23 protein-coding genes, 1 tRNA gene and 1 riboswitch are annotated in these 20,915 nt (G+C 74.4%); of the genes, 13 read left to right on the top strand and 11 right to left on the bottom strand.

Annotated elements, in window-relative coordinates; genetic code table 11:
* Positions 1-42: 42 nt before the first annotated feature.
* A tRNA-Thr gene (locus SH587_RS22310) sits at positions 43-115 on the bottom strand.
* Positions 116-203: 88 nt separating this feature from the next.
* On the opposite strand from SH587_RS22310, the gene SH587_RS22305 reads away from it, so the two are divergent.
* From SH587_RS22305 to SH587_RS22285, 5 genes are all read left to right on the top strand, one after another.
* Positions 204-1,094: a lysophospholipid acyltransferase family protein gene (locus tag SH587_RS22305; protein ID WP_320672867.1), complete on the top strand. Its 891-nt coding sequence runs from the start codon at positions 204-206 to the stop codon at positions 1,092-1,094.
* A 78-nt stretch (positions 1,095-1,172) separates the two neighbouring features.
* Entirely contained in the window at positions 1,173-1,712 is a 540-nt protein-coding gene (locus SH587_RS22300) for an RNA polymerase sigma factor (protein WP_320672866.1), read from the top strand.
* A gap of 2 nt (positions 1,713-1,714) precedes the next feature.
* The gene (locus SH587_RS22295; protein ID WP_320672865.1) at positions 1,715-2,065 is read left to right on the top strand and encodes a hypothetical protein; all 351 of its coding nucleotides are present in this window, start codon (positions 1,715-1,717) and stop codon (positions 2,063-2,065) included.
* A gap of 43 nt (positions 2,066-2,108) precedes the next feature.
* Positions 2,109-2,954: a rhomboid family intramembrane serine protease gene (locus SH587_RS22290; RefSeq protein ID WP_320672864.1), complete on the top strand. Its 846-nt coding sequence runs from the start codon at positions 2,109-2,111 to the stop codon at positions 2,952-2,954.
* A gap of 74 nt (positions 2,955-3,028) precedes the next feature.
* The gene (locus SH587_RS22285; protein ID WP_320672863.1) at positions 3,029-4,183 is read left to right on the top strand and encodes a hypothetical protein; all 1,155 of its coding nucleotides are present in this window, start codon (positions 3,029-3,031) and stop codon (positions 4,181-4,183) included.
* Positions 4,184-4,241: 58 nt separating this feature from the next.
* On the opposite strand, the gene SH587_RS22280 is transcribed toward SH587_RS22285, so the two are convergent.
* Complete coding sequence (locus SH587_RS22280; RefSeq protein ID WP_320672862.1) at positions 4,242-5,396, bottom strand: glycosyltransferase family 4 protein; 1,155 nt, start codon at positions 5,394-5,396, stop codon at positions 4,242-4,244.
* Between the two features lie 6 nt (positions 5,397-5,402).
* Positions 5,403-6,365, bottom strand: a complete 963-nt coding sequence (locus tag SH587_RS22275) for an ABC transporter substrate-binding protein (RefSeq protein ID WP_320672861.1) — start codon at positions 6,363-6,365, stop codon at positions 5,403-5,405.
* A 9-nt stretch (positions 6,366-6,374) separates the two neighbouring features.
* Between SH587_RS22275 and SH587_RS22270 the strand changes: the two genes are divergently transcribed.
* A complete protein-coding gene (locus SH587_RS22270; protein ID WP_320672860.1) occupies positions 6,375-6,677 on the top strand; it encodes a 4a-hydroxytetrahydrobiopterin dehydratase in 303 nt (100 codons plus the stop codon).
* 545 nt (positions 6,678-7,222) lie between these two features.
* Here the strand turns inward: SH587_RS22270 and SH587_RS22265 are convergent.
* From SH587_RS22265 to SH587_RS22245, 5 genes are all read right to left on the bottom strand, one after another.
* Positions 7,223-8,017, bottom strand: a complete 795-nt coding sequence (locus tag SH587_RS22265) for a 3-hydroxyacyl-CoA dehydrogenase family protein (RefSeq protein WP_320672859.1) — start codon at positions 8,015-8,017, stop codon at positions 7,223-7,225.
* A 140-nt stretch (positions 8,018-8,157) separates the two neighbouring features.
* On the bottom strand, positions 8,158-9,243 hold the full coding sequence (locus SH587_RS22260; protein WP_320672858.1) for a hypothetical protein: 1,086 nt from the start codon (positions 9,241-9,243) through the stop codon (positions 8,158-8,160).
* Positions 9,244-9,281: 38 nt separating this feature from the next.
* Positions 9,282-10,049, bottom strand: a complete 768-nt coding sequence (locus SH587_RS22255; protein ID WP_320672857.1) for a class I SAM-dependent methyltransferase — start codon at positions 10,047-10,049, stop codon at positions 9,282-9,284.
* Between the two features lie 3 nt (positions 10,050-10,052).
* Positions 10,053-10,334, bottom strand: a complete 282-nt coding sequence (locus SH587_RS22250; protein WP_320672856.1) for a hypothetical protein — start codon at positions 10,332-10,334, stop codon at positions 10,053-10,055.
* Between the two features lie 25 nt (positions 10,335-10,359).
* The gene (locus tag SH587_RS22245) at positions 10,360-11,694 is read right to left on the bottom strand and encodes a hypothetical protein (RefSeq protein ID WP_320672855.1); all 1,335 of its coding nucleotides are present in this window, start codon (positions 11,692-11,694) and stop codon (positions 10,360-10,362) included.
* 104 nt (positions 11,695-11,798) lie between these two features.
* Positions 11,799-11,948: riboswitch (cyclic di-AMP (ydaO/yuaA leader) on the top strand.
* Positions 11,949-12,120: 172 nt separating this feature from the next.
* On the opposite strand from SH587_RS22245, the gene SH587_RS22240 reads away from it, so the two are divergent.
* From SH587_RS22240 to pspAA, 3 genes are all read left to right on the top strand, one after another.
* Complete coding sequence (locus SH587_RS22240; RefSeq protein ID WP_320672854.1) at positions 12,121-12,594, top strand: hypothetical protein; 474 nt, start codon at positions 12,121-12,123, stop codon at positions 12,592-12,594.
* A gap of 147 nt (positions 12,595-12,741) precedes the next feature.
* Positions 12,742-13,560, top strand: coding sequence for a PspA/IM30 family protein (locus tag SH587_RS22235; RefSeq protein ID WP_375341803.1), 819 nt, complete (start codon positions 12,742-12,744; stop codon positions 13,558-13,560).
* Positions 13,557-13,847, top strand: a complete 291-nt coding sequence (gene pspAA, locus SH587_RS22230) for a PspA-associated protein PspAA (RefSeq protein WP_320672852.1) — start codon at positions 13,557-13,559, stop codon at positions 13,845-13,847. Before SH587_RS22235 ends, pspAA begins: the two co-directional genes overlap by 4 nt.
* 394 nt (positions 13,848-14,241) lie before the next feature.
* Here the strand turns inward: pspAA and pspAB are convergent, their stop codons facing one another.
* Complete coding sequence (gene pspAB / locus SH587_RS22225; RefSeq protein ID WP_320672851.1) at positions 14,242-14,850, bottom strand: PspA-associated protein PspAB; 609 nt, start codon at positions 14,848-14,850, stop codon at positions 14,242-14,244.
* The gene (gene htpX / locus SH587_RS22220; RefSeq protein WP_320672850.1) at positions 14,850-15,752 is read right to left on the bottom strand and encodes a zinc metalloprotease HtpX; all 903 of its coding nucleotides are present in this window, start codon (positions 15,750-15,752) and stop codon (positions 14,850-14,852) included. The genes pspAB and htpX overlap by 1 nt, the downstream gene beginning before the upstream one ends.
* 294 nt (positions 15,753-16,046) lie before the next feature.
* Between htpX and SH587_RS22215 the strand changes: the two genes are divergently transcribed.
* The 4 genes from SH587_RS22215 (at position 16,047) to lysA (ending at position 20,454) form a co-directional block, all read left to right on the top strand.
* Positions 16,047-17,252, top strand: coding sequence for a murein hydrolase activator EnvC family protein (locus SH587_RS22215; protein WP_320672849.1), 1,206 nt, complete (start codon positions 16,047-16,049; stop codon positions 17,250-17,252).
* A 49-nt stretch (positions 17,253-17,301) separates the two neighbouring features.
* Positions 17,302-18,075 (top strand): prolipoprotein diacylglyceryl transferase, encoded by a 774-nt coding sequence (locus SH587_RS22210; RefSeq protein WP_320672848.1) that lies wholly within the window; start codon positions 17,302-17,304, stop codon positions 18,073-18,075.
* A gap of 282 nt (positions 18,076-18,357) precedes the next feature.
* Positions 18,358-19,002, top strand: a complete 645-nt coding sequence (locus tag SH587_RS22205; protein ID WP_320672847.1) for a hypothetical protein — start codon at positions 18,358-18,360, stop codon at positions 19,000-19,002.
* A gap of 174 nt (positions 19,003-19,176) precedes the next feature.
* Positions 19,177-20,454, top strand: coding sequence for a diaminopimelate decarboxylase (gene lysA, locus SH587_RS22200; protein ID WP_320672846.1), 1,278 nt, complete (start codon positions 19,177-19,179; stop codon positions 20,452-20,454).
* Positions 20,455-20,464: 10 nt separating this feature from the next.
* On the opposite strand, the gene SH587_RS22195 is transcribed toward lysA, so the two are convergent.
* Positions 20,465-20,902, bottom strand: a complete 438-nt coding sequence (locus SH587_RS22195) for a GNAT family N-acetyltransferase (RefSeq protein WP_320672845.1) — start codon at positions 20,900-20,902, stop codon at positions 20,465-20,467.
* Positions 20,903-20,915: the final 13 nt, after the last annotated feature.

The raw sequence follows: 20,915 nt of genomic DNA, 5'->3' as shown, positions 1-20,915 counted from the left end.
CGGCGCAGACGCCGGCCGCCCGGACCGACGCCGACCGACCAAAGCCGGCGAGCGGACTCGAACCGCTGACCGTCCGCTTACAAGGCGGGTGCTCTACCAACTGAGCTACGCCGGCGTGATCGCGTCAGGGTAGCGGCCGGCCGGCGGTCCGGCGGATGTGGCCGAGCTGTAACCGGGCGGTGGGGGCGGGGTCGTTGGGTGAGATGGCGCACGATCCCGGCCCCCCGACCGATTCCCCCGAGCAGGACCCGCGGCCGCTGCCGGTGGCCGCGACGAGCACGGCGGTCGATCCGGACCTCGATCGCGACGGCCGGCTGGCGCTGCACGACAACGTCACCGGCAAGGGCGTCAACCCGATCGTCTACTGGATCGTGCGTGCGTTCTTCCAGCCCTTCTTCCACGTCTACTTCCGGATGACGCGGATTGGACGCGAGCACATCCCCAGTTCCGGCCCGGTGATCTTCGCCGCCAACCACCGGAGCTTCCTCGACCCCTTCATCCTCGGGGCGATGAGCCGCCGGCCGCTCTACTTCGTGGCCAAGAAGGAGCTCTTCCGGCGCCCGCTCCAGCGCTGGTTCCTGAACAGCCTCGGCGCCTTCCCGATCGACCGCGGCAACGCCGACGGCGACGCGATGTCGACCGCCAAGGCGATCCTCGAGCGCGGCGACTGCGTGGTGATCTTCCCCGAGGGCACCCGCGTCCGCCCCGGCGGCCTCGGCACGCCGAAGCGCGGCGTCGGCCGGCTGGCCCTGGAGACCGGCGCCCCCGTCGTCCCGCTCGCCGTCCACGGCACCACCCACATCCGCACCGGCTGGAAGATCCGCCCCCACAAGGTGATCGTCCGCGCCGGCCGCCCGCTCACCTTCCCCCACGTCGAGCAGCCGACCGGCGAGCTGGCCAAGAACGTCACCGACCGGATCTGGCCCTGCATCGAGCTGCAGTGGAACTCGCTCGGCGGCCACGTCGCCGAGACCGGGATCGGCGTCGACCCCGAGAAGCTGCGCCCCGAACTCGCGCCGGCGATCGACCGCCGCGCCCTCGCCGCCGCGCCCGACGACCACGACCAGCGGGAGGCCCGGTCGGCAGGAGGCTGAGCGCCCGCCAGGCACGCGCGCGCCCGGCCTGGTGGCCGGGCTGCAGGCCGCCCCACCGCCCCCGTGTAGGGTGAGCGCGTGGACAAGGCCGAGCTCGACGAACGGTTCTCCGAGCTCTACCGCGCGCACCTGCGGGACGTCTACTCCTACTGCTACTACCGGGTCGGGAACCACCACGACGCGGAGGACCTCACCGAGCAGACGTTCCTGCAGGCCTATCGGCACTTCGAGCGCGCGCTCGCGGAATCGGACGGACGCCCCTTGCGTCCGTGGCTGATCCGGATCGCGCACAACCTCGCCGCGAACCACTTCCGCGACCGCTCCCGCCGCCCCCAGACCTCGATCGACGACGACGAGTCGACGACCGTGCTGCGGGCGACGCACACCACCGAGGACCTGGTGGAGGAGCGCGACGAGCTGGGACGCATCCTCGCCGCCGTCCAGGACCTGCCCGACGATCGCCGTGAGGCACTGATCATGCGCTTCGCCCTCGGGATGGACAACCGCGAGATCGCCCGCGCGATGGGCCGCTCGGACGGCGCCACCAAGGTGCTGATCCACCGCGCGATCAAGCAGCTGGAGGGCCTGGTGGCCGCGACCCCGACCCCGGGGACCTGACGATGGCGCAGAGCACGTTCGACATCGAGACCCTCCTGCGCGAGGCGCTCTCCCCGGTCGACCCGCCGGAGCGGCTGGGCGCGCGGGTCGAGACCACCCTCCGCAACCTCAGCGAGCTGGCCGCCGACGAGCTGGAGAGCTGGGAGCTGACCGCGATGAAGGACCCGCGCAACTGGGTCCGCCCGGCCGCGGCCGTCGCCGTCGGCGGCGTCGCCGGCACCGGCCTGGCCGTGCTCCGCTGGCGCCAGGCCAGCAAGAGCCGCAACCGCCAGCGCGCGGCGGCGCTCGACAAGGCCGCCGAGGAGGCCGCCGAGCTGCTGCGGCGCGGGGTCGAGCGGTTCGGCAACCGCTGACCCGGCGGCGGATTTCCCCGCTCCGCCTGCTACTTTCGCGCGGATGCCCACCTGTTACCGCCACCCGGCGCGCGAGACCGGCGTGGCGTGCTCGAACTGCGGGCGTCCGATCTGCCCCGACTGCATGACCCCGACCCCGGTCGGCATGCGCTGCCCCGAGTGCGCCAAGCAGCGCACGAAGGTCCACACGTCACGCAGCCTCGGCGGCACGGCGGAACCGCTGGTCACCTACGCGGTGATCGCGATCTGCGTGATCGCCTTCCTGGCCGGCGGCGAGTTCGGCGTCAGCGACAGCAGCACCTCGACCTGGCTCTACCGCAACGGGGTGCTGTTCGGGCCGCTCGTCCACGACGGCGAGCTGTGGCGGCTGGTGACCGGCGGCTTCCTCCACTCGGGGCTGCTGCACATCGGCTTCAACATGCTGCTGCTCTACTGGCTCGGGACCGAGATCGAGCGGCGGCTGGGCAACGTCCGCTTCGGCCTCGTCTACCTGACCGCGCTGCTCGGCGGCTCGCTCGGGGCCTTGATCCAGACCACCGCCACGCCGACCGTCGGCGCCTCGGGCGCGGTCTTCGGCCTGATGGGCTACGCGCTGGTCGAGATGCGCCGCCAGGGGATCAACCCGCTTCAGAGCCAGATCGGCTTCCTGCTGATCTTCAACGTCGTCCTGTCGCTGCGGCCGGGCGCCAACATCAGCTTCGGCGGCCACCTCGGCGGGCTCGTCTTCGGCGCCCTCGCCGCGGTCGTGCTGCACGAGGTCGCGCGCCGCCGCGGCCCCGCGTGGCTGGCGCCGGCGCTGCTGCTCGGGCTCTGCGCGATCGCCGTCGTCGGGTCGGTGCTGATGTCGGGCCAGACCGGGATCACGGACAGCGGGAACGTCATCAGGTGAACCGCCGCGAACGGCTGGGGGGGCCGCAGCGGAGTGGGAGAGGGGCCCGAAGGGGCCCCCTGACGGCGGCCGTCGTGGTCGTCGTCCTGCTCGTCGGCGCGGTGGCCGCGTTCGCGCTCAAGGGCGAGGACCGGGGCAGCGAGGAGGCCCGCGCGGGCGCCGTCCGGGCGGTCGCCGACCTGGCCGCGACCGTCGTCCGGCCCGATCCGAGCGCGCGCGAGATCTGCCAGGCGGTCGGCCCGCGCACCCGCCGCGCCCTCGCCACCCTCGCCGGCTACCTGGCCCAGCCGGAGCGCAGCTGCGGCGCGCTGCCGGTGCGGGTGCTGCGGATCACGCTCGAGCCGCTGGCCGGGACCGGCGGCAAGCCGCTCGAGGCGACCGTCGACGGCAGCGACGCCGTCGTCCGGATCGCCGGCGGGCCGGAGGTCTCCCGCGCGAGCCTCCGCGGCCGCCGCTGGAAGGCCGACCCGGCCGCCGGCGGGGTCGGCGCCTGGCGACTGGAGACCGCCCGCCGCTGCTCGGCCACGCTGACCAGCGCCCGGCTGACGCCGCTCTCGGTCGACCCGGCCCGTTACCGGCAGGCGATGATCACCCGCCTGCGCGGCGTCTCGTCGGTCCTCGACATGCTCCAGCGGGCCCCCGACGGGCTCGCCGACCGGGTCGCCGAGCCGCGCGCCGCCCTCACCGAGCTGCGCGACGGGCTCCGCCGCGGCCTCCGCGCCGTCAGCGGCGGCAACCTCAGCCGCGACGCTCCGGACCCGTCGCAGCTGCCCTCGCTGCTGCAGCTGCTGGAGTCGTTCCCGGCCCTCCGCGACCTCGGCGTGCCCTGCCTCGGCGGGCCGGCGGCGCCGCGCGCCACGGTCGACGTCGGCAACCGCACCTGCCTCCGGATCCGGCAGCCGGTCGACGGGGTCTACCGCACGATCGGCCGCGCCACCGACCTGCCGACCGTCGCCGGCCAGTTCGACCGGCTGGTCGGGATCTGGACCCAGGTCGCCACCACCCTCCAGGGGATCGACCTGGCCGGGGCCGGGCGGCTGACGCCGGTCCGGGTCGAGGCGGTCGCCTCGGCCGAGCGGGCCGCGGCTCTGGCCGGCGCGCTCGCGGGCGCGGCCCGCGCCGGCGGCGAGGACGCCACCGCCGCCGACCAGCTGAACCTGGCCCAGCAGGCGCTGCTCGACGGCCTGATCGCGCTCGGCTTCGGCTGGTGCGGCAACGTCGGGGTCTAGCCACCGGCCGAGCGCGCGCCGCTTCGTACCGCCGCGGTCGCAAGCGGCGCGCGCTCGGTCAGGTGACGAGCTCGGCGTAGAGGTCCTGCAGCCGGTCGGCGAGAGCGGCGCTGCCGAAGCGGGCGCGGGCGTCCTCGCGGGCGAGCGCGCCGAGCCGGGCCCGCCGCTGGGGGTCGTCGCGCAGCTCGGCCAGCGTCCGCGCCAGGGCGGCCGGGTCGCCCGGGGGGACCAGCACGCCGGTCCGGCCGCCGTCGAGGATCTCGCGCAGCCCGCCGTGGTCGGCGGCGACCACGCAGCAGCCCGCGGCGGCCGCCTCGAGCGCCGCGTTCGGCAGCGGGTCGGGCCGGGTCGAGGGCACCACGACCACGTCGGCGGCACCGTAGAGCAGCCCGACCCGGTCGACGAAGCCGGGCAGCCGGACCCGCTTGGAGACCCCGTGACCGCGTGCCCGCGACCACAGCTCGCGCATCAGCCGCGGGTCGTCGCGCCAGGCCGACCCGGCCAGCACGGCCAGCGTCCCGGGGTCGTCGGCCAGCGGCGGGGCGGCGAGCGCGTCGACCAGCACCTCCTGGCCCTTCCAGGCGGAGATCCGGCCCAGCATCGCGACCACGAAGGCGTCCTGCGGCAGGTCCAGCTCGCGGCGCGCCTGGGCCCGGTCGATCGGCTCGACGTCGAGCGCCAGGCCGTCGGGCACGATCCGCGCCCGCTCGGCCCGCTGGGCGCCGTCGAACTGCTCACGGACGGCCTCGCTGACGCACGGCAGCGCGTCGGCGCTCAGCAGCAGCCGCCGGTAGGCCGGCCACCAGCGGTCGAAGCCGGTGTAGATCTCGCGCACGTGCCAGACGTGGGGGATCCGGGCGATCCGGGCGGTCGCGGCGCCGCCGAGCGTGACCGAGGTGTTGGTGTGGACCAGCGCGACGTCGCGGATCCGGGCCAGCCGTCCGAGCCCGCCGGCGTCGGCGGCGAACGAGGCGGTCACCCGCGCCAGCCCGGCGGGCGACATCAGCTCGCGGCGCAGGACGGCCAGTGGCCGCACCACCACCTCGGCGCCGACGTCGCGCAGGTCGCCGGCCAGCGGGCCGTCCTCGGCCAGCACCACCAGCGCCCGGAAGCTGCCGTGGTCGAGCCCGCGGACCATCGCGGTCAGCTGGCGGTCGGCGCCGTAGCGGCCGGCCGAGCTGTGCAGGTAGAGGATCGGTCGCAGGCGCGCCACCATCGCTCAGGCCCGCGCCCCGGCGGTCGGGCGAGCGACCTCGTGGACGACGTCCGGCGGGGTCGGGAAGCGCTCGGGGTGGAGCACGTGGGCCAGCAGCTCGAGCCCGGCGACCAGCCGCGGACCGGGGCGCGAGAAGTAGGCCGAGGCGTCGAGCGCGACCACCCGCCGGGCCCCGGTCGACCACAGCCGGTCGGCGAAGCCGTTCGCCTCGACCAGCGCGCGGTCGCCGTCGTAGCCGCAGGGGATGCAGACCACGACGTCGGGCTCGAGTGCCCGCAGCGCCTCCCAGGTGGTCGTCTCGCTGCGCTCGCCGGGCAGCCCGCAGAGGTCGGTCCCGCCGGCCATCTCGATCAGCTGCGGCGTCCAGTGGCCGCCGGTGAAGACCGGGTCGAACCACTCGACGGCGACCACCCGCGGCCGCTCGACGCCGCGGACGGCGATCCGGACCGCGTCGACGCGGCGGCTGATCTCGGCGACCAGGTCGACGCCGGCGTCCTTGACGTCGCAGGCCCCGGCCAGCGTCCGCACGTCGCCCAGCGTCTCGCCGAAGGTGTGGGGGTCGAGAGCGATCACGTCCGGGCAGCGGGGCAGCTCGCGGGCGACCGCCGCGACCTCGTCGTAGGAGACGGCGCAGACCGGGCACAGCTCCTGGGTGACGATCAGGTCGGGGTCGAGCTCGGCCAGCCGCTGCTCGTCGAGCCGGTAGATCGCCTCGCCGCGGGCGGTCCGCTCGCGGACGGCGCGGTCGATCTCGGCCGCGGAGAGCCCGGGCGGCAGCACGTCGGCGGTGACGTGGGGCAGCGCCAGCGCGGCGGCCGGCGCGTCGCACTCGTGGGTGACCCCGACCACGCGATCGCCGAGGCCGAGCGCGAACAGCAGCTCGGTGGCGTGCGGGACCAGCGAGACGATCCGCCGCGGAGGCGGGCCGGCGGCCCGGGGCTGGTTCTCGGACGGACGATCGGCCACCATGGGGTTATGGCAGACCTGATCGACGGAGGACGGCTGGCGGCGTGGATCGCCGACCGCGCGTGGAGCGAGCGCGACGGCGGACTGGAGCGGGAGTGGTCGTTCCCCGACTTCGCCGCGGCGCTGCGGTTCGTCGACGCGGTCGGCGGCCTGGCCGAGGCCCAGGGCCACCACCCCGACATCCACCTCCACGACTGGAACCAGGTCGGGCTGCGGCTGCGGACCCACAGCGCGGGCGGGATCACCGACCACGACCTGGAGCTGGCCGAGCGCGTCGACGAGCTGCAGGAGCGCCCGGCCGACGGCCGCTGAGCGACGCCGTCGGCGATCGCCGACGGGTCATCCGTCCCCCGGTTTGACACGGTGTGCTGGACCGGGGAATGAGCGTCAACGCGCCAACTTTCCCGATTTCGCGAAATCGGGCTCAAGCTCCGGCACGAACCTGCCGATAGGAGGGATGTCCGAGCCGATCCTGGTGCGGCTGGACGGGACAACACGGCCCGGTGCCCGGGACGGCACCGTGCCGACATATGACGGGACGGAGTGCTTCGGCACTCCCTACCACCACACACGCACGACGGCCCCGCAGAGTTCGCTCTGCGGGGTCGCTCGTATTCTCGGCCGGGTCCGGTCCGTATCGGGTGCGCAAAGACCGGGACGCGGACCGGAACCGGCCGAGGCGTGTCCTCCGAAACGGCCCCAGAACGACCGCGACCCCCGGATCTCCGGGGGCCGCGACGGGTGTTCTATGAGGAGGAGGTACTGGTTGCGTCGTTCGCAGCCGTCACTCTGCCCCGTGCCACTCAACCGGCGCTAAAGCACCGCTCTCGTGGTGGTAAGACCTGCGCGGAGCGGGCTCAGCGGCTCCAGTCGAGGAAACCCTCGCCGCTCTTGCGACCGAGCTTGCCCTCGGCGACCAGCTGCTCCAGCTCGGCCGGGATCGGCGCGCCGATCACCTCGCCGATCGCCTTCGAGACGTCGAGGCCGACGAAGTCGAGGAGCGCGAACGGGCCCATCGGCTGGCCGGAGCCGAGCGTCATGCAGGTGTCGATCGCCTTCGCGTCGAGACCGGTCTCCTGCTTCAGCTCGACGGCCGAGAAGAGGTACGGGAAGAGCAGCTTGTTGACGACGAAGCCGGGGGTGTCCGGGACCTCGACGGCGACCTTCTCCCACTGCTCGCAGAGCGCGCGGGTGCGCTCCTTCGTCGTCTCGTTGGCGGCGGCCGGGAAGACCAGCTCGACGAGCTTCATCTTCGGCACCGGGTTGAAGACGTGCAGGCCGACGAACCGCTCGGCGGCGCTGGTCGCCTGCGCCAGCTGCTCGATCGAGAGCGACGAGGTGGTCGAGGCCAGGATCGCGTCGGGGCCGGCGACGGCGACGAGCTCGCCGAGCACGACGGCCTTGGTCGCCGGATCCTCGACCACGGCCTCGACGAGGATCGTGCCGCGGCCGAGCTCCTTCAGATCGGTCACGACGGCGACGTTCGAGACGTCGACCTCGAGCTTCGCGGCCTGCTTCTCGATCGCGGCCTTGGCGCGCGCGGCGCTGGCCTCGGAGCGGGCCCAGAGGATCACGTCGGAGTGGCGGGCGGCCGTGACGGCCAGGCCCGTGGCGATCGTGCCGGAGCCGGCGATGGCGACTGTCTCAGACATCTGCATCCAGGGTTTGGCTGACGGAAGGCGCGGGAGCCTACCGGGAGTCGCAACCGCTCGCCCCCCGGCCGGGGGGTCCACGGCGCGGGCCGCACGCTAGCGGCCGGACCCCCGCCGATGCCGGCCGCCCCCGGCCGCCGCTAGTCGCCGGCCAGCCGGAAGCCGTGCGGCGCCGGCACCAGCGGCAGCGGCGACGACGGCAGCTCGGCCGGCAGCTCGACGTCGTTGAAGACCGTCGGAGCCAGGTCGTTGGGGCCGTCGGGGTGGAAGAGCGCCGCCAGCAGCTGGGCCTGGCCGCGGCCCGGGCCGAGCTCGGTCTGGCCGCCGGAGTAGACGCCGATCTGGCGCTCGCCGCAGAGCGCGTAGACCGCCGACAGCTCGCGCAGGTTGCCGATCCGCGAGGGCTTGACGTTGACCACGACCGGCGGGAACGGCAGCAGGTCGAGGTCGGCCGCGGTCCGCAGCGGCACGTCCCAGGTCACCCGCCGGGCGTGGGCCAGCAGCAGCGTCTGGGTCTCCTCGGTGACGCCGGGGTCCTCGAAGAGCGCGTTCGGCAGCCCCTCCAGCAGCAGCCGGTAGGTCTCCGGGTCGACCGGGGTGTCGACGGTCGTGCCCCGGTACCAGCCCTTCAGGTCGACGGTCGCGACCGCGTCGGTGGCGGCGAGCGCGGCGATCGCGTCGGCGTCCCACGCCTCGCCCAGGTCGAGCTTCATCCGCAGCCCCGGCGAGCGCCGCCGCAGGTCGGCGATCACGGCCGGGTCGGGCGGGTCGCCGACGGCGCGGCTGGAGACGAAGGTCATCTCCGCGACCGGCCGCTCGACCAGGTCGGCGAGCGCGCGGCCGGCCTGGCGCAGCGCCAGGTCGAGCGCGGCCGACTCGAAGGCCCAGCGACGGTAGCTGCGGTAGACGGCGTGGTCGGGCGGCTCCGGGAACAGCTCGGCGGTCGCCAGCGCCTCGGCCAGCGAGGCGATCGTCCACGTCCCCCGCAGATCCTGCAGCCCGGCCCAGCCCTGGAACGCCGGGTGCGCGTCGGGGTCGTAGGTGACGTCCTCGCCGACGCCGTCGTGGCCGCCGCCCGACAGCCGGACCACGGTCGTGCGGCGGAGGAAGAACGGCGTCTCGCGCTCGAGCGGTTCGAGCGCGACCGCCTCGATCCGCAGCGGCAGGTCCTGGATCACCGACCACAGGGTCGGGCCGGGGGTGGGCGGGGCGACGGTCTCGGTCATGCGTGGCTCGCGTTCGGAGAGGGCGGGGAGGAAGGTGGTCAGTCGGCCAGCCGGGCGCCGACCAGCTGGACGACGCCGAAGCGGCGCTGGCGGATCGCGGCGAACCCGCGCTCGCGCAGCAGCGTGGCCAGCTCGGCGGTGCCGAAGACCCGCACGCCACCGAGTCGCCCGCCGGCGCGGAGCGCGGGGGCGGCCAGCGGCAGCGGCGGGGCGGCCGAGGTCAGCAGCGCGATCCGGCCGCCGGGTCGGAGCACGCGGGCGGCCTCGGCGAGGGCCGCCTCGGGGTCGTGCAGCAGGTCGAGGGCGGCGAAGCAGACGATCCCGTCGACGCTGTCGTCGACCAGCGGCAGCGCGCTGGCGTCGGCCCGCAGGTAGGCGACGGTCGGGAACCGCCGGCGGGGCGTGTCGCGGATCGCCCGCCGCAGCGCCGATGGCGCGGCGTCGAGCCCGATCACCAGCCCCTCCGGGCCGACGTCGGCGACCAGCCGCCGGGTCAGGCGCCCCGGCCCGCAGCCGAGGTCGAGGACGGTGTCGCCGGGGCGGGCGCCGAGCAGCGCCCGCAGCAGCCGCGTCTCCTCGGTCGCGCCGGGGCCGAGCGGGCCCTTGGCCGCCCGCCGCAGCAGCGGCCGGGCCAGGCGCTGGTGGGCCAGCTCCGCGCCGGGCGCCTGCAGCAGCGCGCCGCCGAGACCGCCGGCGGTCGTCCGGCCGGGTCCGAGCAGCTCGATCCAGCCGCCGTCCACGACCGGCCCGCGCTCGCGCAGCGCCGGGAGCAGCAGACGGTGGAGTCGCTGCTGCGCCGGCGCCACCGGTCACTGCTCCGGGACGGCGGCGGACGGCATCACCGGCATGCCCGGCTGGGCCGCCTGGCCGCGGTGCTCGCCGCTGCGCCCGAGGGCGGTCAGGCGCGCGATCTCGGCCTCGCCGACGCGGCGGGTCGGGTGATCGGCCGGCAGGTCGGCGATCAGGCGCGCGACCCGGTTGCGGATCTGCTGGGCGAAGTGGGGCGTCGCGGCCCCGGTCAGCTCGCGGATGTCGTCGATCGTGACCGCGGTCCCGCGGGTGCGGCGGTCGGGGCGTTCGGCTTCGCTCATGGGATCCTCGTCGGGGGCGCCGGGCTCAGCGCCCGTCGTCCGGCTTCTTCGTGGTCCGCCCGGGCGGGGTCGGGCCGGTGGTCGTGGTCGCGCCGGTGGTGGTCGTGTTGCTGCCGCCGCCGTCGGCCTGGGCGTCGCCGGGCTGCGGCGCGTCGCCGGTCTCGGCGGGGGCGCGCTCGTTGACGGGGCTGATCTCCAGCAGGGCGTCGATCTGCGACTGCACCTGGGGCGAGATCGCGCTGGCGCTGCCGGCCAGCCAGCCGCGGTTGTAGTAGCCGTCGGACGCGTCGCCGGTGCTGGGGATCCCGGGCTGGAAGTCGAGCAGGAAGTTGCGGACCGGCTCCGGCAGCTTGTCGGCGCTGTCGAGCAGCAGCAGCGGCCCGTGGAGGCCGGTGGCGGCCAGCGGCGCCAGGGTGATCCCCAGCAGCGGCGCGTCGGCGCGGGCGAAGGTGAAGCCGTGGCCGGCGCCGGTGATGTGCCAGCCGAACGCGCCCGAGCCGTACTTCGCGAACCCGATCGCGTTGCTGATCGGATCCGAGCCGCCGGTCCGGCGGACGGTCCCGTACTGGCGCAGCTGCTTGGTCACCGCCGGCGGGATCACGCTGCTGGGGCCGAGCACGAAGATCGTCGCGCGCGGGTGGTCGGCGAGCTGGCGCTTGGTCGCCGCCGGCAGGCCGTTCTTGGTCACGAACGCGATCGGGTCGCCGGACTTCGCCGCCCAGGCGGCTGCCGGGACCGCGAACTCGGGCCGCTCGGCGCTGACCACCAGCACGCTGTCGCTGGCGCGGCGGCGGGCGGCGGCGGTCAGGCGGTCGATCGCCAGCGCCAGCTCGGCCGGGTCGCGCCCGTCGATGTCGTTGGTCCGCAGGCCGCTCGGGCGGCCGACCGCGCCGACCCGGAAGACCTGGGCGCCGCCGGCCGGCTCGCTGCCCGCCGGCCGCAGCGTCCGCAGCGCGTCCTGGGTGATCTCCGGCAGCTGGGTGCCGTCGCTGAAGAGGATCGGGGCGCCGATCGGCTTCGCCATCAGCGAGCTGGCGGCCAGCGCGGCCCGCCAGTCGCGCTTGTCGACGAGCGCGATCGCGCGCGCCTGCGTCTCGGCCGCGCCGCCGGAGTAGATCGCGCGCGCCATCGCGGCGGCGGCGGCGACCGGGTCGTCGCTGGCGGTGCGGGTGGTGTTGCGGGTGGCGACGACCGGGAAGCCGAGATCGGTCGGCCCGGCGGCCTCCGCGGCCTTCGGCGTGCCCCCGAACGGCGAGCCCCCGGACTGGTCGTCGTCGCCGCAGCCGGCGAGCGCCGTCAGCGCCAGGCAGGCGGCCACGAGGGCCGTTCGGCGGCGGGGGAGGGCCCGGTGCGGAGACATCGCCGTCGAACGCTACCCGGCGACGCTGGATCGCGTGCGACGGGACTCCTCCCCGCTGCAGGACGCGCTGCAGGGTTGGGTGCGAGCTTGCGGGACTCCTGTTACGCTGCCCGGAGCCGAATTACCGAGTGACGTCTCGGTAAGCGGGGGAACCACTAGTTCCTTGGGGCAAATTCGCCGCGATAGCGGTGGAAGCGCTGGCTCTTTCTGCGCTCGCCCGTCAGCTAACCCCGTAGGCCGACGAAAGAGAGCAGTTCCTTGCGCCCCTTCACTCGAGCCATGGCCCTGACCGCTGTTGCGGCGTTCGGTTTCGTCGGCACCGCGTCAGCCGCTTCACCGGCGACCGGTGGGCTGACGACCGAGACGCCAGCCCAGACGGCTCCGGCTCCGCCGGCGGCTCCCGGGGCGGTCCAGGTTCCGGCCGGGATGCGGGTCACCAACGGCGTCCGCGCCAAGCGTTACAAGGGCAAGACGCTCGACGGCCGCACCGCGTACTTCGCGCGGGTCCCGCTGAAGGCGCCGGCGCAGGTCCAGCAGGCCGTGATCGCCGCCAACAAGATCGTCGGCAAGCCGTACAAGTACGGCGGCGGCCACGCCCGCGTCGAGGACACCGGCTACGACTGCTCGGGCACCGTCAGCTACGCGCTGATCGGCGCCGGGCTGCTGAAGAGCCCGCTCTCCTCCTACGAGTTCGACGATCTCTGGAAGAACGCCGAGGAGGGTCTCGGCCAGTGGATCTCGGTCTACGGCAACCAGGGTCACGCCTACGCCGTGATCGCCGGGCTGCGGCTCGACACCTCGGCCGCCTACGACCGCGGCGGCGCCAAGGGCCCGCAGTGGCGTCCGAACAACCGCAAGGACGCCAAGAAGTTCGCGGTCGTCCACCCGCCGGGTTTGTAGGGCCGCGCCTCACCCCTGAGCTTGCGAAGGCCGCGCACCGCGCGGCCTTCGTCGTTCTCGGACCTCCGCCGGGAATTCACGGCGGCTTGAGCCAGGGACGATAGGGTGGTCGACGAGTTCCCGAACACGTTGAAAGTGGAGACCGATATGGGCCTCGGCGGCCGCATGTCCACCGTCATCAAGGCCAAGCTGTCCCGCGTTCTGGACAAGGCCGAAGACCCGGGCGAGACGCTCGACTACAGCTACCAGAAGCAGCTGGAGAACCTGCAGAACGTCAAGAAGGGCATCGCGGACGTCGTGACCGCGAAGAAGCGCCTGCAGCTCCAGACCGAGAAGCACCAGCAGGCGCTCGTCAAGCTCGACACGCAGGCGCGTCAGGCGCTGGCGGCGGGCAACGAGGCCCTGGCTCGGACGGCCCTGGAGCGCAAGAGCGCGATCCAGAACGAGATGCAGAGCCTCGACACCCAGGTCGCGGAGCTGGAGAACCAGCAGCAGCAGCTGATCGCCAGCGAGCAGAAGCTGCGGACCAAGGTCGAGCAGTTCCGGACCAAGAAGGAGGTCATCAAGGCGCAGTACAACGCCGCGGAGGCCCAGGTCCGGATCTCCGAGGCCGCGACCGGCGTCGGCGAGTCGATGGCCGAGGTCGGGATGGCGATGCAGCGCGCCGTCGACAAGACCGAGAACATGAAGGCCCGGGCCGACGCCGTGGCCGAGCTGGAGGCGGCCGGGACCTTCGAGGACCTCGGCACCCTCGGCAGCGGCCAGGACGACATCGATCGCCAGCTGGCGCAGCTGTCGACCAGCTCCGAGGTCGACTCCGACCTGGCGCGCCTGAAGGCCGAGCTGGGCCAGGGTCCCGCTCCGGCCGAGCTGGGCGCGGGCAGCGAGGAGCCGGCGGCCGCCCCGACCGACGCCGCCACCGGGAGCGAGAGCGGCACGGGGCCGGGTCAGGGAGCGGGCGCGTGATCGTCCGGATCTTCGGCGATCAGCAGTATCGCCTGGACGACGACCAGCACGGCCCGCTCAACGACCTCGACGACGCCGTCGTCGCGGCCGTCGAGGCGGGCGACGAGGCGGCCTACCGCGACCGCTTCGACGCGCTGCTGTCGTTCGTCCGCGCCCAGGGCGCCCCGCTCGCCGACGACGAGCTGATCGGCAGCGACGTGCTGCTGCCCCCGGACGACCTCACCTTCGAGGAGGCCGGCCGGGAGTTCAACGGGGAGGGCCTGGTGCCCGACCCCGCCGACGCCTGAGTCGCCGTCGTTCGATCGACGCACGTTGCGCGGGGCGGCCATCGGCCGCCCCGCGGTCGTTGGGGGGGACGAACGTCACGCACCCCAGCGCCGCCTCCGCCCGTGTGACGTTCCCCGCCACCCCAGGTGGTCGACGTGCATGCCGTCCCGTGGGAGCCCGGACCATGCGACGTTCGCCCCCCGAAGCGCGCCGCCCTCCGCGAGCACGCCCCGCCCACGGCCCGGTCGCCAAGCCAGCGGGGGTGGGGTGGGCCCGAGATCGGAAACGTTCGCGGCCAAAGCCGCACCCCGGGGGCAAGCGACTCGCCCCCGAGGCCGCGACCGATCGAGGGCGCACCGCACCCCCGCGGACCACCTTGGCCTCCCCGGCTGAGACCAGGACCGGGCCGGCCGATCAGCCCAGCGGAGCCCCCCAGAGCGGATACCAGCGATCCAGCTCCGGTTCGAGCGGCATCAACGGGTCGAGCACCGCCCGCAGCTGGAGCTCGCGCTCGCGGTCGCGCTCCTTGGTCGCCCCCGGCTGGGGCACGAACGGGTACCAGGTCCCGCGCTTGGCCAGGTAGACCAGGTGCACGGCGCGGCCGGTGGTCGCCGGCGGGACGGCGTCGACGCCGGCCTCGCGCAGGGCGAAGACGGCACAGAGCACGCGGTCGGCGTAGCCGCCGGCCTGGAGCGACTCCATCACCGCGTTGACGCCCACGACCTGGTCGTCGACGTCGGGGTCGCGGAGCACCATCCAGCGGTAGCCGAACTCGTCGTCGCGGCGCTCGATCGTGGTCCCCGTCTCCTCGCCGGTCCCGCGCAGCACCGACTCGACGTCGTCGGCGATCTGGGTGAAGTCGCCGGTGGCCAGCGGCTGGAAGACGATCGCCGCCTCGCCCGAGCTGACGATCCCGTGCGCGGTCTGGAGGTCGAGCGCGGCCGTCGTCAGCGCGAACAGCCGGTCCGGCCGGACCTGCTTGACCGTCTTGGTGCGGCCGAAGAGCGAGTCGAGGAACCCCATCAGACGGTGCGCCCGCTCTGCAGCTGGGTCTCGATCCGCTGGAGGGCGGCGATCCGCTTCTCGGTCGGCGGGTGGGTGGCGAAGAGCGCCCCGGCCGCGCTCTTGACGCTCGGCGGGATGATGTAGAAGGCCTGCACCGCACCGACCTCGCGGAGGTCGCGGTCGGGCGTCCGCTTGATCCCGTCGCTGATCCGGACCAGCGCCGCCGCCAGCGCGCTCGGGCGGCCGGTGACGATCGCCGCGCCGCGGTCGGCGGCGTACTCGCGGTAGCGGGAGAGGGCCCGCAGCAGCAGGAACGAGATCGCGTAGACCAGGGCGGCGACGGCGATCACGGCCAGCAGGCCGGGGCCGTCGTCATCGTCGTCGTGGCCGCCGCCGAACCAGATCCCGTTCTGGACGATCATCGCGGCGAGCGAGGCGAAGAAGCTGGCCAGGGTCATCACCAGCACGTCGCGGTGGGCGACGTGGGCCAGCTCGTGGGCCAGCACGCCCTCCAGCTCGGCCGGCGGCAGCAGCTCGAGCAGGCCGGTGGTGACGCAGACCGTCGAGTTCTTCTGCGAGCGCCCGATCGCGAAGGCGTTCGGCATCCGCTCGTCGGCGACGGCGACCTTCGGCTTCGGCAGGTCGGCCTGCAGGCAGAGGCGGTCGATCAGGGCGTGCAGCTCGGGCGCCTCCTCCGGCGTCACCTCGCGCGCGTGCATCGCGTGCAGCGCCAGCTTGTCGGCGGCCAGGGTCTGGATCAGCAGCAGCACGCCGAGCACGACGACCACCACGGCCGCCTGCTTGGTCGCCGCCACGATCACCGCGGCGAAGATCGCGTAGACCAACCCCAGCCCGAAGAGCGTCCCGATCATCCGGACCTGGAGGCCGGTGTCCTTGCCGAAGGCAGCGCCGCGAGCCATGCCGTCATGGTCGCACACCGGCCCCGCCGGCCCGACCACCCGCCGGGGGACGCCGTAGACCCCGCGATCCCGCGGCTGCACGGGCTATCCCGTGCGTGGGCTGCAAGGCGCGTTGCAGCGCTCCTGGCGGCGCAACGCTCGTTGCACCGCTTCCCCGGCGGCGGTGGCGCCCGTACGGTCGCTATCGGTCGTGGTGCCGCCGCCCGGCCGTCTGCACGTCCGCACGCTCCCGCTCGCGTCGTTCGCGGGGACGGGTCCGTCGGACGCACCTTCCGAGAACCCCTTTCGCCTGCCGTGCCACGAAACCTGCCTTCCCGCTCCCGCGCGCTGCCCGCCGCCGGCACCGCGCTGCTCGTGACCGCGGGGCTCGCGCTCTCGGCCGGTCCCGCGCCGGTCGACGCGGCCTCGAAGCTCGAGCAGCTGCAGGGCAAGATCGGCACCACCAAGGGCAAGATCGACCGTCGCAAGGGCCGCGAGCGCGTCCTGACCGCCGACATCGACCGCCAGACCGGCCGGATCCGCCAGCTCCAGGGCCGGATCGACGTGCTCCAGCGGCGCGAGGACGGGGTCCAGGGCGACCTCGACCGCAGCCAGGCGCTCCTGACCCGCACCCAGACCGACCTCCGCTCCGAGCGCGCCCGGCTCTCGCGGCTGCGGACTCGCCTGGCCGAGGCCCGCCGGGTGCTCGCCGCGCGGCTGGTCGAGCTGTACCAGGCCGACAAGCCCGACCTGGTCAGCGTCGTCCTCAACAGCAACGGCTTCGCCGACCTGGTCGAGCGCGGCGAGTTCCTGCGCCGGATCGGCCAGCAGGACCGGCGGATCATGGCCGCGGTCAAGATCGCCAAGGACGAGGCGGTCGCGACCGAGGACAAGCTCTCGACCCTGGAGCAGCGGCAGCGCAGCGCGACCGAGCGGATCCAGGCCCGGCGCGACGAGATCGCCCAGGTCAAGGGCGAGCTGGTCAGCGCCCGCTCGTCGATCGACAACGAGCGCGACAAGCGCGAGAACCTGCTCGTCGGGATCCGCTCGCAGCGCCAGCAGCTGGAGAAGAACCTCGCCGCGATGGAGCGCGAGGAGTCGAAGATCCAGGGCCAGCTCTCCGGGATGCCGGCCGGCGGCAGCGTCAAGCAGGGCAGCGGTCAGCTGGTCTGGCCGGCCAACGGTCAGTTCACGTCGCCGTTCGGGACCCGCTGGGGCCGGCTCCACGCCGGCATCGACATCGCCGTCCCGACCGGGACCGCGGTCCACGCCGCCGATTCGGGCACCGTCGCGATCGCCGGCTGGGTCGGCGGCTACGGCAACTACATCTGCATCAACCACGGCGGCGGGCTGTCGACCTGCTATGGCCACAACTCGCGGCTCGGCGTCCGCGTCGGCCAGCGGGTCAGCAAGGGCCAGGTGATCGCCGCCAGCGGCAACACCGGCAACAGCACCGGGCCGCACATCCACTTCGAGACGCGCGTGAACGGCGTTCCGCGCGACCCGATGGGCTACCTGTAGGACCGTCCGGCGGTCCGGCCGCGCTCGCCGGTGGTCTAGCCTTCGCGCCGTGCAGCCCGAGATCGACCTGTTCGGCATCCCGATCAAGACCTTCGGGCTCTGCTTCGCGCTGGCGTTCCTGGCCTCGGGAGCGCTGCTGACGCGCCGCTTCCGCGAGCTGCGCTGGCCGGCCGACCACGCCGCCGAGGCGCTGCTGGCCGCGCTCGTCGGCGGTCTGGTCGGCGCCCGCCTGTACTGGGTGATCGACGCCTACGACCCGGACAAGGACGGCGGGATCCTCGACTCGCTCTTCGGCGGCGCCGGGCTGACCTGGTACGGCGGCGCGCTCGGCGGGACGCTGGCGGTGCTGGCGTGGGCCAAGTGGCGGCGGCACTTCAACGTGACGATGCTGGGCGCGGCCGCGCCGGCGCTGGCGCTCGGCTACGCGATCGGCCGCGTCGGCTGCCAGATCTCGGGCGACGGCGACTACGGCAAGGCCTCCGACCTGCCGTGGGCGATGGCCTACCCGGACGGCGTGGTGCCGACCAACGAGCAGGTCCAGCCGACCCCGATCTACGAGACGCTGGCGATGGGCCTGGCCGCGCTCGTCCTGTGGCAGCTGCGCGACCGGTTGAAGCCGGCAGCGCTCTTCGGCCTCTACCTGGTCTTCGCCGGGGTCGAGCGGTTCGTGGTCGAGTTCTGGCGCCACAACAGCGAGACCGCGGCCGGGCTGACCACGGCCCAGCTGACCAGCGTGGCGATGCTGGTGGTCGGCGCGACCGTGCTGGCCGTCAGCCACCGTAGCGGCGGCGGTCCCGCGGCCCCGGCGGGGCACCCCGCCTGAGCCTGGATCCATCGATCCTCGGGTCGCCTCGCCGCGGATGACCGGCGACGGTGGCCACGCCACAGGATCTGATGGTCACCGACCGTCATCACCTGTGGCCCGACCACCGTCTTGGTCCTCCACGCCGAGGCTCAACCGACCACCGGTGGATCCAGCCTGAGCCAACTGCAGGCGCGGGGCCCGGCGTCCAGTCGTCTGGACGTTCGTTGGATCTCGCTCAGGTTTCGCCGCTCGATCGCCGATCCTCATCCCGTGGACCTCGACCGCGTCCTTCGCTCCGCGGTGCCCGGCGCTGGCCTGGGAGCCGTTCCCGTGGTCGCCGCGCTGGTGATCGCCGCGGGCGCCGCCGGCATCCTCGAGGGCGCCGGCGTGGTCAGCCTGCCGGCCGGCTCGCCCGACCGGACCCTGGTGGTCGAGGATCAGCAGCCGGTCGCCGCCACCACCCTGGTGGCCCGCGGTGACCGCGACCTGACCGGCCGCGCCGACCGTGCCACGGCGGCCGCGACCACGACCGGCGACCGCGGCACCACGACCACCGGCGCCCCGCCCGGTCGCGGGTCGCAGGGCGGCGACGGTGGCCCGTCGACCGCGCGCGAGAGCGCATCGCAGCAGGCCCGGACCCCGTCGCGGACCCCGGTCGAGAGCACGCCCGATCCCGGGGCGGGCCGCCCGACCCCGCGGCCGACGCCGACGCCGACCCCCGCGCCGCCCTCGACGTCGCGCCAGGCGACCCTCGGCGACGGGCTGAAGGACACCACCCACGGCCTCGCCGACGCCGCCAACGCCACCACCGACGGGCTCTCCGACAAGCTCGGCGGCAAGGACACGCTGCTCGGCCAGGTGGTCGACGGCGTCGGCGACGCGCTCGGCGGGACCGTCCGCGGGCTCGGCGACCTGCTCGGCAACGTGCTCGGCGCGACGAAGTAGCGGGCGGCCCGAGGCGTCCGCGGACGCGTCGCATCTCGGGCCGGCCGGCGCTCGGCAGTACTGCGTACGGCTCTCGCACCGTCCGCCCCGACCTGCTCGGTCCACGAACCCCTCGCATCCGCCCGCGCGAGGTTGCGGCCGACGCATGCGCCGGAATGCGATCATCCCGCGCCCATGGCCGACGACCTGCTCGCCGTCTATCCGCTCGGGAGCGCCCTCGACGAGCGCGGCCGCCTGCTGCTCGGCGGCTGCGACGCGATCGCGCTCGCCCACGAGCACGGGACGCCGGCCTACGTCGTGGTCGAGGACGACCTGCGCCAGCAGGCCCGCGCCTACCGCGACGCCTTCGCCCGCCACGCGCCCGGCGCCCATGTCTCCTTCGCCTCCAAGGCCTGCCCCTGCACGGCGGTGCTGCGGACGCTGGAGGAGGAGGGGCTGGGCTGCGACGTCGCCTCCGGCGGCGAGCTGGCGCTGGCCCTCAACGCGGGCTTCGCGCCCGAGCGGATCCACCTCCACGGCAACGCCAAGTCCGAGGAGGAGCTGGCCGCGGCGGTCGACCACGGCCTCCGCCAGGTGGTGATCGACAACGGCGACGACGTCGAGCGGCTGGCCCGGATCGCCGCCGAGCGGGGCCGGGTCCAGGCGGTCTCGATCCGGGTCACGCCCGACGTCCGCGGCGACACCCACGACGGGATCTCGACCGGCCAGGCCGACTCCAAGTTCGGGCTCGGGCTCGACGAGACCCGGACGACGATCGACCGGATCCGGGCGCTGCCGGCGCTGCGGCTCGAGGGACTGCACTTCCACATCGGCTCGCAGCTGCTGGAGCTGGACGTCTTCCGGCGCGCGGTCGCGGCGATCGCGCCGCTGGCCGACGCGGTCGACGAGGTCAACCTGGGCGGCGGCCTCGGCGTCGCCTACACCGCCGACCAGGCCGCCGGCCTGCCGACGGTCGAGGAGTACGTGCGGGTCAAGGTCGGCGCCGTCCGCGAGCTGATCGGCGACCGGGTCCGGATCGCCGACGAGCCCGGCCGCTCGCTGGTCGGCCGCGCCGGCGTCACGCTCTACGCGGTCCAGACGGTCAAGCGCAACGTCTCGACCTGGGTCGCCGTCGACGGCGGGATGGCCGACAACCTGCGGCCGATGCTCTACGGCGCCCGCTACGAGGTCCAGGTCGCCGACCGCTTCCTCGCCGCCGGCGCCGAGGGCGTCCGCTGCAAGGTCGTCGGCAAGCACTGCGAGTCGAGCGACGTGGTCGTCGCCGACGCGCGGCTCGACGACCCGCGCCCGGGCGACGTGCTGGTGACCCCGGTCACCGGCGCCTACGGCTACGCGATGGCCAACACCTACAACGGCGTGCCGCGGCCGCCGGTGGTCTTCGTCGGCGGCGGGCGCTCGCGGGTGGTCGTGCGCCGCGAGCGGCTCGACGAGCTCTGGGCCCGCGACGTCTGAGCGGTGCCGCTCAGACGTCGTCGAACGACGGCGCCCGCTCCATGTGGATCTCCGGCCGCGCGACCGGGGTGAAGCCGAACTGCGCGTAGAGCCCCTGGGCGTCGACCGTGGCCAGCTGCCAGCGGGTGAGGCCCTGCAGCTCCGGGTGGGCGAGGATCGCCGCCACCAGTGCCTTGCCGAGGCCGCGCCCGCGGTGCTCGGGCAGGACGATCACGTCGCCGAGGTAGGCGAAGACCGCCCGGTCGCTGACGATCCGGGCGAACGCGGCCTGGGCGCCGCCGTCGCGGACGTAGATCCCGACCGGGATCGAGCCGGCCAGCGCCCGCTCGAACGTGGCCCGGGCGCGGCCGCTGGCCCAGTAGGTGTCCGACAGCGCCGCGTGGATCGCGTCGACGTCGAGCCGGTCGCGGTCCCACGACAGCTCGTAGGCGGGGTCGAGGGCGGTCACCGGGCGATCGTCG

Origin of the sequence: Patulibacter defluvii (assembly GCF_034096925.1) — a bacterium.
In the GTDB taxonomy this organism is placed as follows: Bacteria; Actinomycetota; Thermoleophilia; order Solirubrobacterales; family Solirubrobacteraceae; genus Patulibacter; species Patulibacter defluvii.
This window is presented reverse-complemented; position numbering and strand designations above follow the sequence as displayed.

Bases quoted from the DNA above. Each gene is read 5' to 3' on its own strand.
- pspAB (WP_320672851.1), bottom strand. From the start codon at position 14,850: ATGGGGTTCCTCGACTCGCTCTTCGGCCGCACCAAGACGGTCAAGCAG.
- htpX (WP_320672850.1), bottom strand. From the start codon at position 15,752: ATGGCTCGCGGCGCTGCCTTCGGCAAGGACACCGGCCTCCAGGTCCGG.
- lysA (WP_320672846.1), top strand. From the start codon at position 19,177: ATGGCCGACGACCTGCTCGCCGTCTATCCGCTCGGGAGCGCCCTCGAC.
- SH587_RS22235 (WP_375341803.1), top strand. From the start codon at position 12,742: ATGGGCCTCGGCGGCCGCATGTCCACCGTCATCAAGGCCAAGCTGTCC.
- SH587_RS22270 (WP_320672860.1), top strand. From the start codon at position 6,375: ATGGCAGACCTGATCGACGGAGGACGGCTGGCGGCGTGGATCGCCGAC.
- SH587_RS22250 (WP_320672856.1), bottom strand. From the start codon at position 10,334: ATGAGCGAAGCCGAACGCCCCGACCGCCGCACCCGCGGGACCGCGGTC.
- SH587_RS22240 (WP_320672854.1), top strand. From the start codon at position 12,121: ATGCGGGTCACCAACGGCGTCCGCGCCAAGCGTTACAAGGGCAAGACG.
- SH587_RS22290 (WP_320672864.1), top strand. From the start codon at position 2,109: ATGCCCACCTGTTACCGCCACCCGGCGCGCGAGACCGGCGTGGCGTGC.
- SH587_RS22260 (WP_320672858.1), bottom strand. From the start codon at position 9,243: ATGACCGAGACCGTCGCCCCGCCCACCCCCGGCCCGACCCTGTGGTCG.
- SH587_RS22265 (WP_320672859.1), bottom strand. From the start codon at position 8,017: ATGTCTGAGACAGTCGCCATCGCCGGCTCCGGCACGATCGCCACGGGC.
- SH587_RS22295 (WP_320672865.1), top strand. From the start codon at position 1,715: ATGGCGCAGAGCACGTTCGACATCGAGACCCTCCTGCGCGAGGCGCTC.
- SH587_RS22305 (WP_320672867.1), top strand. From the start codon at position 204: ATGGCGCACGATCCCGGCCCCCCGACCGATTCCCCCGAGCAGGACCCG.
- SH587_RS22245 (WP_320672855.1), bottom strand. From the start codon at position 11,694: ATGTCTCCGCACCGGGCCCTCCCCCGCCGCCGAACGGCCCTCGTGGCC.